Below are 14670 nucleotides of genomic sequence, written 5' to 3' on the forward strand. Positions count from 1 at the left end.
TATCCCCCTATTCCTCTGAATCGAGCGAAGCGAGCACCTGAGAATGGCGGCGGTTGGACGTGGAGCCCTGGGGCGTGGTGGTGGCCCCAGGGTGAAACTGGAAACCGCTGTGACCGCCCCCCCCCGCTCGGGTCCGGGATCGCGCGCCCCGGCACGGTTCCCGCGTGCCGCGACCGCTAGCCTGCCGGGATGCCCCGCCCCGCCCCCGACAACCCGGTGCCTGAGACCCTGCCGGAGGTGACCCGGCGGCTGGCAGCGCAGCACCTCCCGGACGGTGACCTGCCCTTTCCCCGCACCCGCCCGGCGGATCTGCTGAGCAGCCTGATCCGCACCATTCTGGGCCAGCAGAACACCCGCGCCGCCGCTGACCGCCAGTACCGTGCGCTGCGCGAGGCGTACCCGCTGTGGGAAGCGGCACTGCTCGACGGCCCGGACGGTATCGAGGATACCCTGCGCGGCGCGGGCGGCGGCCTGCACCGCAGCAAGGCCGCCAGCATCCACGGCATCCTGACCACCCTGGCCGGACCCGACGAGGACGGCCCCCTGACCCTGCAGCACCTGAGCGGCCTGAGCGACGCGGACGCCCGCGCAGCCCTGGAGGCCCTGCCCGGCGTGGGCCGCCACACCGCCTCCTTGATGCTCCTGTTCGACCTGCACCGGCCCGCCATGCCCGTCGAGGGCAACCTGGACCGACTGGCCCGGCGGCTGGAATGGGTGCCGGACGGCTGGACCGCCGCGCGGGTTGAGCGCTGGTTCGACGCCGCCGTGCCCCGCACCACCCCGGACCGCCTGCGCCTGCACGTCGCGGGCGTCCGGCACGGGCGCGAGGTCTGCCTCAGTCGCCACCCCCGCTGCGGCGCGTGCGTGCTGGCCGACCTGTGCCCCTCCGCCGCGTTGCTCGGACCGGGCTGAGAGAGGGAGGCGCGGGCTATGCTCGGGGGCATGACCGCTCCCACCTTCTCGCATGAACTCACGGTCGCGTCGGCGCTGGCGCGCGAGGCCGGGGCGCTGCTGCTCGCGCACCTGCGCGCCGGGTTCACCGTGGAACACAAGACGAGTGCCGACGACCCCGTGACCGTCGCCGACCGCGAGGCGTCCACCCTGATCATGACCGCCCTGGCCGCCGCGTTCCCGTCGGACGGCCTGCTGTCCGAGGAGGAAACCGACGACCGCGCCCGCCTGGGCCATGACCGGGTGTGGATCGTGGACCCCATCGACGGTACGAAGGAGTACTCGACGGGCCTGCCGGACTACTGCGTCAGCATCGGTCTAGCGGTGGGCGGCGAGCCGGTGCTGGGCGTCGTGTACGCCCCGGAGACGGACGAACTGTTCAGCGGCGTGGTGGGGCAGGGCGTGTTCCTGAACGGCCAGCCGGTGCCTGCGCCCGGCAGCGGGCCAGACTGGCGCATTGCCGTGTCCGACACCGAACACGGGCGGGAACTGCACCGCACCTCGCTGCCCGGCATGAAACCCAGCGGGAGCATCGCCCTGAAACTCGCGCGGATCGCAGCCGGTCAGGTCGACGCGACCTTCACCATGTCCCCCCGCAGCGAGTGGGACATCGCCGCCGGACACGCCCTGCTGCGCGCCGCCGGAGGTGACCTGCGCCGCCGCGACGGCCGTCCCGTCCGGTACAACCAGCTGCGCCCGCACATCGAACAGGGGTTGATCGGCGGCACGCCCGCCGCCCTGGACTGGCTGGAAGGGCAGCTGCGCGGGCACCGCCTGCCCGTCGCGCACCTGGGCCTGACCCCGTCGGACCCCGCCTGGACGCTGCTGCCCGAATCCGACCGCGCCGCGCTGGACGGGCACCCCGGCGTGAACGTCCGCCACGCCAGCGGCGAGGTGCTGGCCCTGCTCGTCGTGAACCCCGGCACCCGGCAGGTCGAGCGGGCCGAGGGCGACGCCTTCCACCTGGACCGCCTGACGCGGGACGTGACCCGCGCGCTGGGCACCACCCAGAGCTGAGCGGCATGCAAGGCCCTCTCACACCCCGCGTCACCCTGAAACCCCTGCTGGACTTCACGCCGCACGAGTGGCGCGTCCTGCACGGCTTCTTCCGCGACCGGGAACTGGCCGACTGGAACGACGCCAAACCCATCCGCCTGCCCGGCTTCCTGTTCCGCCGCATCATGCAGGACGAGGAACACACCGGCGAACGCCACGGCTTCGGCATCCTCGACGAGCACGGCACCCTGATCGGCAGCGCCGAACTGTACGACCTGCGCCCCTCTCCGCCCCTCACGCCGACCGCCGCCACGCTGGGCGTCATGATCGGCCTGCCGGACCTGTGGGGGCAGGGCTACGGACGCGAGGCCGTGCAGGCCCTCCTGCAGTGGGCGTTCACGCGCCGCGACCCCACCCTGAACCGCATCCGCCTGACCACCTTCGGACACAACCGCCGCGCCCAGCGGGCCTTCCTCGCCTGCGGGTTCCGCGAGGTACACCGCACCGAACGCGAGGGCCGCACCGACGTGCACATGGAACTCACCCGCCCCGAATGGCTGGCCGCGCACCCGCCCGGCGGGTCAGAATAGACCCATGCGCGTCCTGCTGCCCGACCTGCCCGAATTCCGCGCCCTCAGCCAGCACGACGAACACGGCGTGCCCGGCGTGACCTTCGACCACTACCGCCGCGGCCACCTCCCCGACGGCGAGGCCGACGGCGTCGTCCTGTGGCTCACCGATGCCGCCACCCGCACCGCGCTGCTCGCCACGCCCGGCCTGAAGTGGGTGCTCACCCTGACCGCCGGAATCGAACACGTCCAGGCGCACCTCCCACCCGGCGCCGCCCTGTTCAACGCCAGCCGCCTGCACGACCGCGCCGTCGCCGTGCACGCCCTGAGCGGCATGCTCGCCGCCGCACGCGGCCTGCACCGCTTCCGTGACGCGCAGCGCCGACACCACTGGGACGCCCCCGCCCTGCCCGGCGACTCCGCCCTGACCACCCTGGACGGCGCACACGTCGTCCTGTGGGGTCACGGGCACATCGGCCGGAACCTCGAAGAACTCCTCGCCCCGCACGGCGCACACGTGCACGGCATCCGCAGCACCACCCCCACCGACGAGCGCGACGAACTGCTCGCCCAGGCGGACTGGGTCGTGCTGCTGCTGCCCAGCACCCCGGACACGCGCGGCATCGTGAACCCCACCACCCTGCGCGGCCTGAAACGCGGCGCGTGGCTCGTGAACGTCGGCCGCGGCAACCTCGTCGTCACCGACGACCTCCTGAACGCCCTGAACAGCGGGCAACTGGGCGGCGCGATCCTCGACGTCACCGACCCCGAACCCCTCCCCGAGGAGCACCCCCTGTGGGACCAGCCGAACGTGATCCTCACGCCGCACATCGCCAGCACCACCACCGACCTCGTCACGCGCGGCGCGCACCTGACCCGCGACTTCCTGATCGACCTGCAACAGGGCCACGAACCCGACGGACGCGTCACCGCCGGACGCACGTACTGATATGAACCGCGACCGGGCGCTGGTCGCCGCGCAGTTCGCGCTGCTGGCCGTCATCCTGGCCGGGGGGCGGCGGGGGAGAGGTCGGCCCCGATCCGTCCGGGCGGCGGGCGCGGCGCTGGGTGCCGGTGGCCTGACTCTGCTGGTCTGGAGCGGGCACACGCTGGGGCGGAATCTCACGCCGCTGCCCACCCCGGTCGCGGGGGGCACGCTGGTGCAGCGCGGCCCGTACCGCCACGTGCGGCACCCGATCTACACGGCGCTGCTCCTGCTGGCGGGCAGCTGGACGGTCGCGCGGGGCGGACGGGTGAGCGTGGCGGGTACCCTCCTGCTCGGGGCACTGCTGCGGCACAAGGCCGGGATCGAGGACGCTGCGTTGGCCGGACGTTACCCTGACCACGCGGCGTACCGGGCGCGTACCGGAGCGTTCCTGCCGCGCACCGGCAGGCGCTGAACGAAGCCTCAAGGTGGCCCGGCCACCCCGGCGGCTATCTTCACCCATGCACCTGCCCCCGCACGCGGTCCGGCCCGATTACGCGGGCGGCAGCGTCCTGAACCTCGCCGCCACCCTGGGCGCGCACCACGGCGTGCCCACCCCGCACGCCCCGTACCGCCACCCGCTGCCGCTGGACGGCGCGCGGCACGTCGTCCTGATCGTCGTGGACGCCCTGGGTGCCGGGCAGCTGCGGGACGCCATCACGCGCGGGGACGCGCCCACCCTTGCATCCCTGACGCCCACCCCTGGCCCCGTCACCAGCGTGTTTCCCAGCACCACCATGGCCGCCCTGACCACCCTGCATACCGCCCGCGCGCCCGCCGAACACGGGTACCTGGGCCTGACCGTCTGGCTGGAGGAGGCGCAGGCCGTCGTGAACCTCATCCGCCTGTACGACGTCTACACCCACGCCCCGCTGGCGGACGCGGGGTTCCTGGCGGCCGTGCCGTCCCTGTACCGTCAGTTGCGGGACCGGGGTGTGGCCGCGCACGTCGTCATGCCCGCCGCGTACCGAGACAGCGTCCTGACCCGCTGGGCCTGCGACGGCACCGAGTACCACCCCTACGCGCAGCCCGAGGAAACGCCGGCCCTGACCGCCGCGACCCTCCCGCCGGGGCAGCCGTCGTACACGCTGGTGTACTTCCCCGAGTACGACCTGGTCTGCCACGGCTCCGGTCCGGACAGCCCGGAAGCGCACGCCGAACTGCGCCGCACCGACCGCATCGTCGCGGACCTCCTCGTCGCGCTGCCCACCAACGGGGACACGTTGGTCGTCCTCACCGCCGACCACGGCCAGAGCCCCCAGCCCCCGGACGGCTACGTGGACGCCATCACGAAGAAAGTCATGAAAACGGCCCTGCGCAGCCCCGTTGCCGGAGAGGAACGCGCCGCGTACCTGCACCCCCAGCCCGGGCACCACGCCGAAATCGCGGCGCTGCTGGCCCCGCACGCCACCCTCCTGACCGCCGACGACGCCTGGACCGGCGGCCTGTTCGGCCCACCCACCCACGCCGACCCCCGCTTCCGCCCGCGCGTGGGCGACCTGATCGCCGTCCCGCACCCCGGACACGCCATCCGCCGCCCCACCAGCCCCGCCCCCATGCTCGGCCTGCACGGCGGCTGGACCGCCGAGGAAATGCTCGTGCCCGTGCTGAGTGCGAGGCTCTGACTATGAACCTGCCCCGTGCCCTCGCGCTGATGTCCCTGACCGGCTTGAGTCTGGCCGGAGCAGTCCCGGCTCCCGTCACCATTCACGATTCGAAGGTCACCGTGCAGGCCCGGACCGGGGGCGCATCCTCCTCACGCTGCCTGCCCGGCCCAACCAGACCGTGCAGGCCGAACAGGTGGGGCAGGGCGTGCTGGTCACGATCAGCCAGTATCGCCCCGCCCACCTGACGCTCATTGCGCTGAACACCGCGGGCCGCCGCCTGTGGAAGCAGGAGGTTGCCGCCAACCTGAACCGCACCATCACCCATTCCGGGCAGTTCCTCGTCGAGTACGTCACCAGCGGCGCTCAGTTGAACATCCACACCCTGATCTGGAACGGCCGCGCCGAAACCACCCAGGAGATTCCCGGCCGACTCCTGGCCCGCAATGAGGCCGCGCTGCTGTTCAACACCGAGAACGAGCTGAACCCCTACGAGGCCGCGCAGCTGACCTTCACCCGGTTCACGCCCGCGACCGCCACCCGCACCGGACTGACCTACCGCGTGCCCACCCGACCCGGCTGCGGCGACCCGCAACTGGACGTGTCGGACGGCGATCCCCTGCGGCTGACGGGACGGTACGTGGACGCCCTGCGCCAGGACCGCTGCGGCCCCTTCGTCGACCGTTTCGACTGGACGGGGGCGAACGACGCGGCACTGGTGTACCCCAGGCCACGACCGTAGATTCAAGGGTCTAGCCCAGCCAGCGCAGGTGCCGCGTGACGTCCTGCACGTGGTCGCCCCAGTGGGTGTCGTGGGAGAAGCGCAGCCACGCCAGCGCCTCGTCCTCGTCCGTGTCGGCCAGCGCAAGAGCCGTGCTCAGGTCGAGGGCGAGGTCCGTCAGGTCGTCCAGCGCGTCGCCGATCTCGTCGGGGAGGTCGCAGTGGCCCAGGGCGCGCCCGGTGGCTGGGTCGTAGAAGCCGAGTTCCGGCCACGCCACGACAATCCGGGCGCGCAGCTCGTGGTACGCCTCGCGCGGCAGGGCATCAGCGTCTGGGACGCCGAAGGGCAGCGCCTGCACCTCCCGCCGCAGTTCACTCAGCAGGTCGGCCAGCGCGCCGGGCGCGAGGCCTTCGCGGTCCAGCAGAGCCGCGTGAACCCGGCGCACCAGGGGCAGCATCAGGACAGCAGCACAGCAGGGCGTTTCTTCGGCGGGGCTTTCGGTTCGGGCAGCGTGGGCACGTGGTCCTCGATCAGGCCGCCGCCCAGCAGGCGCGGTCCGGCGTACAGCACGGCGCTCTGGCCGGGCGCGACCGCGAACTGCGGGTCCTGGAAGGCCAGTTCGAAGCCGCTCTCGTCGGCGCGGATCACGCGGGCTTTCACTGGTGCGGTGCGGTAGCGGACCTGCACCTCCAGCTCCTCGGGCAGTTCGGTCAGGTCGATCAGGTAATTGGCACTCTGCGCTTTCAGGCCGGTCCACAGGCAGTCGTCGTAGTCGCCCACCCAGACGGTGTTCGTGTCGGGCGCCAGGTGCACGACGTGCCGCACGCGGTGCGACTGGTACAGGCCCAGGCCCTTCTTCTGGCCCAGCGTGTAAAACTGCGTGCCCAGGTGCTCACCCACGACCTCGCCGGTGCTGATCTCACGGATGAAGCCCTGGCTCTGCGGGATGTGCTCGGCGACGAAGTCCTGCACCTTGCCCGGCACGAAGCAGATGTTCTGACTCTCGGGTTTCTGCGCGGTTAGCAGGCCCCGTTCCGCGGCGATCTCGCGCACGCGGGGCTTTTCCAGTTCGCCCACGGGGAAGAGGATGTACGGCAGCGCGTCGCGCGGCGTGCCCCACAGGAAGTACGTCTGGTCCTTGCGGGGATCGTCGCCCCGATGGAATTCCACCTCGCCCCGTGCGTTCTCCACGCGCTTCACGTAGTGCCCGGTGGCCACGTAGCGGCAGCCGAGCATCTTGGCTTTCTTCACCAGTTCGTCGAACTTCACCTTGGTGTTGCAGTTCACGCAGGGGTTCGGCGTGCGGCCCTTGCTGTACTCGTCGATGAACGGCCCGACGATGTGCCGCTGGAACTGCTCGCGGTAGTCCAGCAGGTAGAACGGCACGCCCACCTGCTCGGCCACGCGGCGCGCCTCGTACGCCGCGTCCGGCGAGCAGCACGAATCGAAGGTGTCCGTGCGCTTGTCGTCGGGCCAGAAGCGCATCATCGCGCCGACCACCTGATACCCCTGGTCCTTCAGCAGCGCCGCCGTCACGCTGCTGTCCACGCCGCCGGACATGGCGCACAGCACCCGTTCCCCGGCAGCGGCGGCAGGGGCGGGGACGGTCGCGGAGGCAGGAGAGGGGGCACTCATACAGCCGCGCAGCTTAACACCCGCCCCACTTGCCCGGCGGTGACGCGCGCGGCAATTGAGGCGGGTGCGGGGTGGGGCCGCCGGGAGGCTTACCGTTCGGGCTGCCAGCCGGGTGGGCGGGTCAGGTAGTGCAGGCGGTCGCGCCAGTTGCGGGCGGTGCGGACGTCGCGCCAGAGGGCCGCGAATTCGTGGAAGGCGACCTGCACGGGCCGGTGCGTATGGATGTTGTGCACGAGGCCGTAGCGGACGGGTTCCGTCTCGGGCTGGAAGGTGCGGTGCAGGCGGTCCCAGACGATCAGGATGCCGCCGTAGTTGCGGTCGAGGTACACGTCGTTGCTGCCGTGGTGCGCGCGGTGGTGGCTGGGCGTATTCAGCACGGACTCGATGGGGGCGGGCAGGCGGCCCACCCGTTCGGTGTGGACGAAGAACTGGTACAGGAGGTTCCACGCCTGCGCGAGCAGCACCATCCACGGCGCGAAGCCCAGCAGGGGCAGGATCAGCCAGAACGGCAGGGCGGTCATGGGCACCCAGGTCTGCCGCAGTGCGGTGGACAGGTTGTAATGCTGGCTGGAGTGATGCACGACGTGACTCGCCCAGAACAGCCGGACCTCGTGGCTGACGCGGTGGTACCAGTAGTACGCGTAGTCGTCCGCGAAGAACAGCAGCACCCACACCCACCACGCGTCCTGCGGCAGGCGCAGCGGCGTGAGGCTGTACAGCGCCGCGTAGATCGTCACGACGACGCCCTTCCAGAAGAGGTTGATCAGGACGTTCCCGATGCCCATGCTCAGGCTGGTGACCGTGTCGCGCGTGCCGTACCCGTAGTGCTCGTGCGGCCCGTCGTGATCGTGGTCGTGGCTGAGGTATCGGTACGCGGCCCACTCGATCAGCAGGGATAGCAGGAAGACGGGAATCGCGGCGCGGATCAGGTCAAACACGGCGCGCCTCCCACAGCTGCAGGCTGTCGAGGCTGGTGCTGCGCGCCACCTGCTCGGCGGCCGCGGGTCCCAGGGGCAGCGCGGCGTGAAGCGCGCGGTAGTGCTCGCGGGAGCGCTCGCGGCGCTGCGGGTCGCTGAAGTAGATCGCCCCGGCGCGGGCGTACACCTCGGCGAACGCGCCCAGCAGCAGCGGGGCCAGCGCGTTCCCGCTGCCGTGCGCGGCGAGCGTCTGGAACGCCCAGTCGAACGCTGTGAACGTCTGCGGCAGGTTCGGGTCGTCCGACTCGGCGGGCGGCGAGCCGAGATGAGCCTGGAGGGGCTGCGGGTCGCGGTCGGCGGTCTGCGCGACCCAGTGGGGCAGCAGCGCGGCGCGCAGGTCCAGCAGGTCCGGCACCATGCGCCCCAGTTCGCCGTGGCGGGACAGGTGCGCCAGGACGCGCAGGCCGCCCTCGTGCGGGTGCAGGACGCGGGTGGGTTTGCCCTGCCGGATCTCCAGCAGGCCGTCGCGGCCCAGGCGTTGCAGCGCCTCGCGCAGGGTGGGCCGCGTGACGCCCAGGCTGGCGGCCAGTTCCCGTTCGGCGGGCAGGGTGCTGCCGGGCGGGTACGTGCCGTCCAGCAGGCGGGCGAGCAGGGTGTCCTCGGCGTGCAGCGCGGGCCGCAGCGGGGCAGGGGTGGGGGCGGACATGCGAACCTCCTCGGGACAGCTCAGTGGTCAGTGGTCTGACCAGTGTGGGCTGACCGCCACCCGCCCGTCAACCCCTCCCACCTGTCAGGCCCGCCCCGCCCGGTACACTCCCCGGCATGAGCCTCACGCCCGAGCACCTCCAGACCGCCGCGCATACGTACGGCACGCCCCTGTACGTCTACGACGCCGCCGAACTCGACGCCGCGCTGGCCCGCGTCCGCGCCGCGTTCGGGGACGCCCGCGTGTACTACGCCATGAAAGCCAACCCCAACCTGACCCTGCTGCGCCGCCTGCACGCCCAGGGCGTCGGCTTCGAATGCGTCAGCGCCGGGGAACTCGCCCGCGCCGCCCACATCGGCGCGGCAGGTGACCGCATCCTCGTGAACGGCCCCGCCAAGACGCCCGGCGAGTACGCCACCGGCGCAGAACTCGGCGCGACCTTCATCCTCGACCGCGAGGAGGAGGTCCGCCTGCTCCCGCCCGCCTCCCGCGCGCTGGTCCGCGTGAACCCCGCCCTGAACGTCAGCACCCACGACCACCTCGCCACCGGCGCCGCGGGGAGCAAGTTCGGCGTGACCCTCGAACAGGTCCCGCGCGTGCTTGACGCCCTGCGCGCCGCCGGGCACACGGCACTGGGCCTGCACGTGCACATCGGCAGCGCCATCCGCGACGCGCACGACTTCACTGCCGCCTTCCACCGCCTCGGCGACCTGCGCGCCCACACCGGCCCGCTGGACGTCCTCGACGCCGGGGGCGGCTGGGGCCTCGGCGCCGACCTGCGCGGCATCGCCCGCGAGGCCCGCGCCGCCGCCGCCACCTTCGGCGCGCAGCTGTGGGTGGAACCCGGCCGCTACCTCGTCGCGCAGGCGGGCACCCTCCTGACCCGCGTGGTCGGCACCAAACGCACCGGACGCAAATTCGTGCTCGTGGACGCGGGCATGACCGAACTCCTGCGCCCCATGCTGTACGGCGCGCAACACCCCGTCACGCCCCTCTGGGACCGCAGCGGGTCCGACACCTGGGACCTCGCCGGACCCGCCTGCGAGAGCGGCGACCTCCTGGGGCGCGACCTCACCCTGCCCGACCCGCACCCCGGCGATCTCCTCGCCATCTACGAGGCCGGCGCGTACGGCGCCGCCATGAGCAGCAACTACCTCACCCGCGCCCGCCCCGCCGAGGTCCTGCACGACGCGGGCACCTGGACCGTCATCCGCCAGCGCGAAACCCCACAGGACATCTGGCGCGCGGAGGAGAACGTGTAAAAATTCGCGTCCACGTGGGCGATTTCGCCTCCTCCGGCGGACGGGACGCGCTAGCGTGACCGGGTGATCGTCAAGGACCTCGAACCCCAGCAGCACACCGACCCGCTGCGCCGCGCCGGGTACGACGCGGAACGGCAGATGGCCCACTACCTCAAACGCGCCTTCGCGGAGGACCCCCGCAAGTTCGTGTTCCACAACCTCCGCCTGGAACGGCGCGGCGAGGTCGCGCAGCTCGACCACCTGATCCTGCACCGGTTCGGCCTGCTGATCGTCGAGAGCAAGAGCGTGGCCGGACAGGTCAGCGTGAACGAGCACGGCGAGTGGACCCGCTGGTGGAACCGTAAGGGACGCGGCATGCCGTCTCCGGTCCTTCAGGCGCGGCGGCAACTGGACCTTCTGCTGGCCCTGCTGGACGACCACACGACTGACCTGATGGACCGCTCCATGCTGGGCCTCAAGCAGCGCACCCTGACCGGCGTGCGGCGCGACGTGCTGGTCGCCATCTCGGACGGTGGGCGCATCACCCGCAAATCGGAGGTGCCGGAACTCGTGAAGGCCGATCAGGTGCCCGACCGCGTGAAGGCCATCATCGGGGCCGAGCAGGAGAAGACCTTCGGCTCGTTTGGCCTCACCGACGCCGAGATGACCCGCATTCAGGCGTTCCTGCGGAACCGCCACGTTCCAGCACCTGCCCAGGAGGCGCCTGCCGCACCGGAACCGGCCCAGACCAGAGCCGCGCCCGTCAGTGCACCCCCGGTTCAGCCCGCACGCCCGGAACGACACAGCGCCACCCCGGTCCGCACGTCGCAGGAGCGGCAGGCGCAGGCGCGTCCCCGCCCGGACGTGGCGTGCCGCGCCTGCTCGTCCGCGAACGTGACCGTGCAGTTCGGCAAGTACGGGTATTACCTGAAGTGCGGCGACTGCGGCGGCAACACGCCGGCCAAGCCGGTGTGCGCGGCGTGCGGGCAGCCGGGGAAGGTGAGCAAGCGCGGCCTGGAATTCACCGCGACCTGCGCGGGCGGGCACACCTGGGCGTACTGGACGAACCCCGCCTGAACACAGGCAGGAGGCGGGAGCTGACTACGCCCCGCCTCCTGCGTTTCCGCTTTAGAAGCTGTCGCTGCCGCCGATGCGGACGCCCTGGTAGTAGGCGTACGCGGCGCTGTAGCAGGCGGGCCGGGCATACCAGCTCTTCGCGGCGCAGATGGCTTTCATGTTCGTGTAGAACACGTCGTCGCTGGTCAGGCGGTTCGCGTCGGTGCGCTGGTACACCTTGAGGTTGCGGTACGCGAAGTCATGCACGTTGCACGCGGGGCGGAAGTCCTCGCGGTAGCCGAGGCCCAGGCCGTCGGGGGCGCTGCACCCGTCGCGGGTCCAGGTGAGGCCGGTGTAGGGATTGCTCGTGCCGCTGTAGGCGCTGTACTGGTTGTTGTAGTTGCTGACGGTGCCCCACCCGGTGCGTTTGATGTACGCGAGTCGGTCGCTGGCGTAATCCTGCGCGCCCAGCGCGGGCACGCTGGGGTAGGAGAGGACGGTGGTGCGTTCACCGTACGCTTCCTGCAGCGCGGCGGTCAGGCCGGGGTCGGTGCCGTAACGGGCCAGGATGGCCTGACTGCCCGCGTCCTGCAATTCAGGGCGGGTGGCATAGGGGTTCACGCTGGGCGTGGCCTGCTGGGAGCAGGCGGCCAGGGCCAGGGGCAGTGCGACGGTAAGGGCGGCGGCGGGGAAGACTCGGCGCATGGGCAACTCCTTGAGAGAGGCGATGGGTTGTGTGACGCTTTTCACTCTACGCCCTTGTGTCAGGCTGGTGCCAGCCCCGCGCCCCGCTATCATGAGCGGCAATGACGGTTCCTCCTGTGTCTTCCCCTGCTGTGCCTGATACGACCCGCGCCCGCATCCAGCAGGAGGCGGCGCGGCTGTTCGTGCAGAGCGGCTATCACGGGGTGAGCATGCGCGAGGTGGCCGAGGCAGTGGGCGTGACCAAACCTGCCCTGTACCACCATTACGCGGACAAGGAGGCGCTGTTTCTGGCGATGCTGGAGGGGACCCTGGCGGGCCTGAGCCGCCTGATCCACGCGGCGCACTCGCAGGTGGGCATCCGGTTGCAGCTGGACACGCTGGTGTACGAACTGGTGGCCAGCGCGCCCGAGCAGCGGGTGGGCCTGCAGCTGGCCAGTGAACTGCGGCACGTGAGTGCGGACCGGCGCGCGGCGTTCGAGCAGGAGTACCGCCGGGTGTGGGTGGGGGGACTCTCGCGCCTGTTCGAGGAGGCCGCGGCGCGTGGTGAACTGCGCGGCGACCTGCCCCCGGCTATGCTGGCGCGGGCGTTCCTGGCCATCACGTACCCCCTGGTGACCGGGGCGCCGTCGGCGGATCCACAGGGAACGGCGCGGGCGTTGCTGGCGGTGTTCCTGGACGGTGCGACCCCGCAGGGGGGGTGACGCTGCACCCTGGACCGGGGCGACCAGTTCATGAAGGGCATTTAGGTGACCCTCACGATGGGTGGTCCCCTTCTCGCGGAGCATAAGAAGTGGCGCGCCGCACGGGCGCGGACTCGGGTTTCTCCACCCCCATCGGCATCCTGGACGTGCGTGGCAGCGTCCGCTTTCTGAATTCGGGAGTGACAACATGGAATCACTGTTCGGCTGGATCACCCAGCCCGAAGCGTGGCTGGCGTTCGGTACGCTGCTGCTGCTGGAAGTCGTGCTCGGCATCGACAACGTCATCTTCATCTCCATCCTGGCGGGCAAGCTGCCGCCCGAGCAGCGGCAACGCGCCCGCACCATCGGTCTGCTGGCCGCGATGATCATGCGCCTGGGCCTGCTGTTCTCGATCAGCTGGATCTACAGCCTGAAAACCGATCTGTTCACGCTGTTCGGCATGGGCTTCTCCGGACGGGACCTGATCCTGATCTTCGGCGGGTTGTTCCTGCTGTACAAGGCCGTCAAGGAGATGCACGAGCAACTCGAAGGGCCCGGCGCGCACGAGGGAACCCCCACCGCCGGGAAGGTGGCGGGCGCGAACTTCGCTGCGATCATCGGGCAGATCATGATCCTGGACATCGTGTTCAGTCTCGACAGCGTCATCACGGCCGTCGGCATGGCGGACGACATCGGCGTGATGGTCGCGGCGGTCGTCGTGACGGTGCTGATCATGCTGGTCGCCGCGCGCCCCATCGGCGAGTTCGTGCAGGCGCACCCGACCGTGAAGATGCTCGCCCTGGCGTTCCTACTCTTGATCGGCGTGAACCTCATCGCGGACGGCTTCGGCTTCAAGATCCCCAAGGGCTACACGTACTTCGCGATGGGCTTCGCCATCGCCGTGGAACTCCTGAACCTACGCATGCGGCGCGGCAAAGCCGTGCAGCTGCACGAGACGAACCGCCACCCCGACGCCAGCTGAGCCCACCCGTCACCCGCCCCGCCCCCCACCCGGAGGGCGGGGCTTTTGCGGGCCCGCAAATGCAATACGCTGCACACATGGAGTTCCTGCGCCTCATTCACGGCTACCAGATCAACAGCCCCGCCGCCCTGCTGTTCCCCACGCCCTACGCGCTGGCGACCCTGGTGCTGTTCGTCTGGAGTCTCGCCCCCGCCATCAAGGGCGCGGTGGGCGGGGGGTTCATGGTGTGGCTCCGCGTGACCTGGGTGCTGACGCTGCTGCCGGGCGTCACCGGGCTGCTGCTGGCCCTGGGCGGCGCCAAAGTTCCCAGCGCCACCGACATCGGGAACGGAGCCAGCAAGTACGGGTATAAGGTCGACCCCAGCCGCGACTGGGAGCACTGGATGTACGCCGGATTCTGCCTCCTGAGCCTGTACCTGATCGAACTGATGATCCGCGAGAAACTCACGCCGCAGCGCCTGGGTCTGCGCCTGCTGCCGGTCGCGACGCTGTTCCTGTACGGCTGCGCGTACATGGTGGGCCGCGTGGCCGTGTTCCCCGGCAGCACGCCCGGCACCTGAGATCGCCCGGCTCCCCTGAGACGGGCAGTTCCTGACACCGTCAGGAGCCCCCCTCACTTCTGACAGCGGTGTCCAGTTCTGCCCTGGGGCCAGGGGCACGCCCCTGGGCTCCACTTCCCACCGCTGATGTCTGATGTTGACGGCTTCCCGCTCTGCTCTGCAGCTCTGCGAGTCCGCTCTTTTCAGGTGTGCTGAGGGACCCCCTCGACACACCTGAACACCGCTGTCAGCCCCCGGGCTCGCGGCCTCCGGGTCCCTACCTGTGCGGGCTGTCGGGTGGGCTCGTCACGCGTCGGGCTGAGCCGGACGCGTGAGGTCCGGTCATCAGATTCGCGTCGGGCGCGGCAGCTCATCATGAGGGG

17 protein-coding genes are annotated in these 14670 nt (G+C 70.9%); 12 read left to right on the forward strand and 5 right to left on the reverse strand.

Translation table 11 applies throughout. From position 1 onward, the window contains the following. The first annotated feature begins 189 nt into the window (after nt 1-189). The 7 genes from IEY69_RS00880 (at nt 190) to IEY69_RS00910 (ending at nt 5847) form a co-directional block, all read left to right on the forward strand. Nucleotides 190-912, forward strand: coding sequence for an endonuclease III domain-containing protein (locus tag IEY69_RS00880; RefSeq protein ID WP_189071284.1), 723 nt, complete (start codon nt 190-192; stop codon nt 910-912). Between the two features lie 30 nt (nt 913-942). Further along, nucleotides 943-1968, forward strand: coding sequence for a 3'(2'),5'-bisphosphate nucleotidase CysQ (locus tag IEY69_RS00885; RefSeq protein WP_189071285.1), 1026 nt, complete (start codon nt 943-945; stop codon nt 1966-1968). A 5-nt stretch (nt 1969-1973) separates the two neighbouring features. Then, nucleotides 1974-2537 carry a GNAT family N-acetyltransferase gene (locus tag IEY69_RS00890; protein ID WP_189071286.1) on the forward strand — a complete coding sequence of 188 codons (564 nt, stop codon included), beginning with the start codon at nt 1974-1976 and terminating at the stop codon, nt 2535-2537. 4 nt (nt 2538-2541) lie between these two features. Then, complete coding sequence (locus IEY69_RS00895; protein ID WP_189071287.1) at nt 2542-3465, forward strand: NAD(P)-dependent oxidoreductase; 924 nt, start codon at nt 2542-2544, stop codon at nt 3463-3465. 1 nt (nt 3466) lies between these two features. Next, nucleotides 3467-3916 carry a methyltransferase family protein gene (locus IEY69_RS00900; protein ID WP_189071288.1) on the forward strand — a complete coding sequence of 150 codons (450 nt, stop codon included), beginning with the start codon at nt 3467-3469 and terminating at the stop codon, nt 3914-3916. Between the two features lie 46 nt (nt 3917-3962). Continuing rightward, a complete protein-coding gene (locus tag IEY69_RS00905) occupies nt 3963-5126 on the forward strand; it encodes an alkaline phosphatase family protein (RefSeq protein ID WP_189071289.1) in 1164 nt (387 codons plus the stop codon). A 160-nt stretch (nt 5127-5286) separates the two neighbouring features. After that, nucleotides 5287-5847 (forward strand): hypothetical protein, encoded by a 561-nt coding sequence (locus IEY69_RS00910; protein WP_189071290.1) that lies wholly within the window; start codon nt 5287-5289, stop codon nt 5845-5847. Between the two features lie 10 nt (nt 5848-5857). Here IEY69_RS00910 and IEY69_RS00915 read toward each other — a convergent pair whose 3' ends face one another. From IEY69_RS00915 to IEY69_RS00930, 4 genes are all read right to left on the reverse strand, one after another. Then, nucleotides 5858-6283 carry a DUF5063 domain-containing protein gene (locus tag IEY69_RS00915; RefSeq protein ID WP_189071291.1) on the reverse strand — a complete coding sequence of 142 codons (426 nt, stop codon included), beginning with the start codon at nt 6281-6283 and terminating at the stop codon, nt 5858-5860. After that, nucleotides 6283-7461, reverse strand: a complete 1179-nt coding sequence (mnmA, locus tag IEY69_RS00920; protein WP_189071292.1) for a tRNA 2-thiouridine(34) synthase MnmA — start codon at nt 7459-7461, stop codon at nt 6283-6285. The genes IEY69_RS00915 and mnmA overlap by 1 nt, the downstream gene beginning before the upstream one ends. A gap of 89 nt (nt 7462-7550) precedes the next feature. Beyond that, the gene (locus IEY69_RS00925) at nt 7551-8399 is read right to left on the reverse strand and encodes a sterol desaturase family protein (protein WP_189071293.1); all 849 of its coding nucleotides are present in this window, start codon (nt 8397-8399) and stop codon (nt 7551-7553) included. Beyond that, nucleotides 8392-9084, reverse strand: coding sequence for a GntR family transcriptional regulator (locus tag IEY69_RS00930; RefSeq protein ID WP_189071294.1), 693 nt, complete (start codon nt 9082-9084; stop codon nt 8392-8394). Before IEY69_RS00930 ends, IEY69_RS00925 begins: the two co-directional genes overlap by 8 nt. A gap of 116 nt (nt 9085-9200) precedes the next feature. Here IEY69_RS00930 and lysA point away from each other — a divergent pair, with 116 nt between their 5' ends. Both lysA and IEY69_RS00940 read left to right on the forward strand, forming a co-directional pair. Next, nucleotides 9201-10346 (forward strand): diaminopimelate decarboxylase, encoded by a 1146-nt coding sequence (gene lysA / locus IEY69_RS00935; RefSeq protein WP_189071295.1) that lies wholly within the window; start codon nt 9201-9203, stop codon nt 10344-10346. A 63-nt stretch (nt 10347-10409) separates the two neighbouring features. Next, nucleotides 10410-11402, forward strand: a complete 993-nt coding sequence (locus tag IEY69_RS00940) for a nuclease-related domain-containing protein (RefSeq protein ID WP_189071296.1) — start codon at nt 10410-10412, stop codon at nt 11400-11402. A gap of 51 nt (nt 11403-11453) precedes the next feature. On the opposite strand, the gene IEY69_RS00945 is transcribed toward IEY69_RS00940, so the two are convergent. Then, nucleotides 11454-12086 carry a phospholipase A2 gene (locus IEY69_RS00945; protein WP_189071297.1) on the reverse strand — a complete coding sequence of 211 codons (633 nt, stop codon included), beginning with the start codon at nt 12084-12086 and terminating at the stop codon, nt 11454-11456. A gap of 101 nt (nt 12087-12187) precedes the next feature. Here IEY69_RS00945 and IEY69_RS00950 point away from each other — a divergent pair, with 101 nt between their 5' ends. From IEY69_RS00950 to IEY69_RS00960, 3 genes are all read left to right on the forward strand, one after another. Continuing rightward, nucleotides 12188-12787: a TetR/AcrR family transcriptional regulator gene (locus IEY69_RS00950; RefSeq protein ID WP_189071298.1), complete on the forward strand. Its 600-nt coding sequence runs from the start codon at nt 12188-12190 to the stop codon at nt 12785-12787. A 187-nt stretch (nt 12788-12974) separates the two neighbouring features. Beyond that, on the forward strand, nt 12975-13748 hold the full coding sequence (locus IEY69_RS00955) for a TerC family protein (protein ID WP_189071299.1): 774 nt from the start codon (nt 12975-12977) through the stop codon (nt 13746-13748). 77 nt (nt 13749-13825) lie between these two features. Then, on the forward strand, nt 13826-14308 hold the full coding sequence (locus IEY69_RS00960; protein ID WP_189071300.1) for a hypothetical protein: 483 nt from the start codon (nt 13826-13828) through the stop codon (nt 14306-14308). Nucleotides 14309-14670: the final 362 nt, after the last annotated feature.

The sequence above is a fragment of the Deinococcus sedimenti genome, from assembly GCF_014648135.1.
GTDB lineage: Bacteria > Deinococcota > Deinococci > Deinococcales > Deinococcaceae > Deinococcus > Deinococcus sedimenti.

What these genes read in the sequence shown, in the direction of transcription:
- IEY69_RS00880 (WP_189071284.1), top strand. Translation starts at nt 190, where the DNA reads ATGCCCCGCCCCGCCCCCGACAACCCGGTGCCTGAGACCCTGCCGGAG.
- IEY69_RS00885 (WP_189071285.1), top strand. Translation starts at nt 943, where the DNA reads ATGACCGCTCCCACCTTCTCGCATGAACTCACGGTCGCGTCGGCGCTG.
- IEY69_RS00890 (WP_189071286.1), top strand. Translation starts at nt 1,974, where the DNA reads ATGCAAGGCCCTCTCACACCCCGCGTCACCCTGAAACCCCTGCTGGAC.
- IEY69_RS00895 (WP_189071287.1), top strand. Translation starts at nt 2,542, where the DNA reads ATGCGCGTCCTGCTGCCCGACCTGCCCGAATTCCGCGCCCTCAGCCAG.
- IEY69_RS00900 (WP_189071288.1), top strand. Translation starts at nt 3,467, where the DNA reads ATGAACCGCGACCGGGCGCTGGTCGCCGCGCAGTTCGCGCTGCTGGCC.
- IEY69_RS00905 (WP_189071289.1), top strand. Translation starts at nt 3,963, where the DNA reads ATGCACCTGCCCCCGCACGCGGTCCGGCCCGATTACGCGGGCGGCAGC.
- IEY69_RS00915 (WP_189071291.1), bottom strand. Translation starts at nt 6,283, where the DNA reads ATGCTGCCCCTGGTGCGCCGGGTTCACGCGGCTCTGCTGGACCGCGAA.
- mnmA (WP_189071292.1), bottom strand. Translation starts at nt 7,461, where the DNA reads ATGAGTGCCCCCTCTCCTGCCTCCGCGACCGTCCCCGCCCCTGCCGCC.
- IEY69_RS00930 (WP_189071294.1), bottom strand. Translation starts at nt 9,084, where the DNA reads ATGTCCGCCCCCACCCCTGCCCCGCTGCGGCCCGCGCTGCACGCCGAG.
- lysA (WP_189071295.1), top strand. Translation starts at nt 9,201, where the DNA reads ATGAGCCTCACGCCCGAGCACCTCCAGACCGCCGCGCATACGTACGGC.
- IEY69_RS00945 (WP_189071297.1), bottom strand. Translation starts at nt 12,086, where the DNA reads ATGCGCCGAGTCTTCCCCGCCGCCGCCCTTACCGTCGCACTGCCCCTG.
- IEY69_RS00950 (WP_189071298.1), top strand. Translation starts at nt 12,188, where the DNA reads ATGACGGTTCCTCCTGTGTCTTCCCCTGCTGTGCCTGATACGACCCGC.
- IEY69_RS00955 (WP_189071299.1), top strand. Translation starts at nt 12,975, where the DNA reads ATGGAATCACTGTTCGGCTGGATCACCCAGCCCGAAGCGTGGCTGGCG.
- IEY69_RS00960 (WP_189071300.1), top strand. Translation starts at nt 13,826, where the DNA reads ATGGAGTTCCTGCGCCTCATTCACGGCTACCAGATCAACAGCCCCGCC.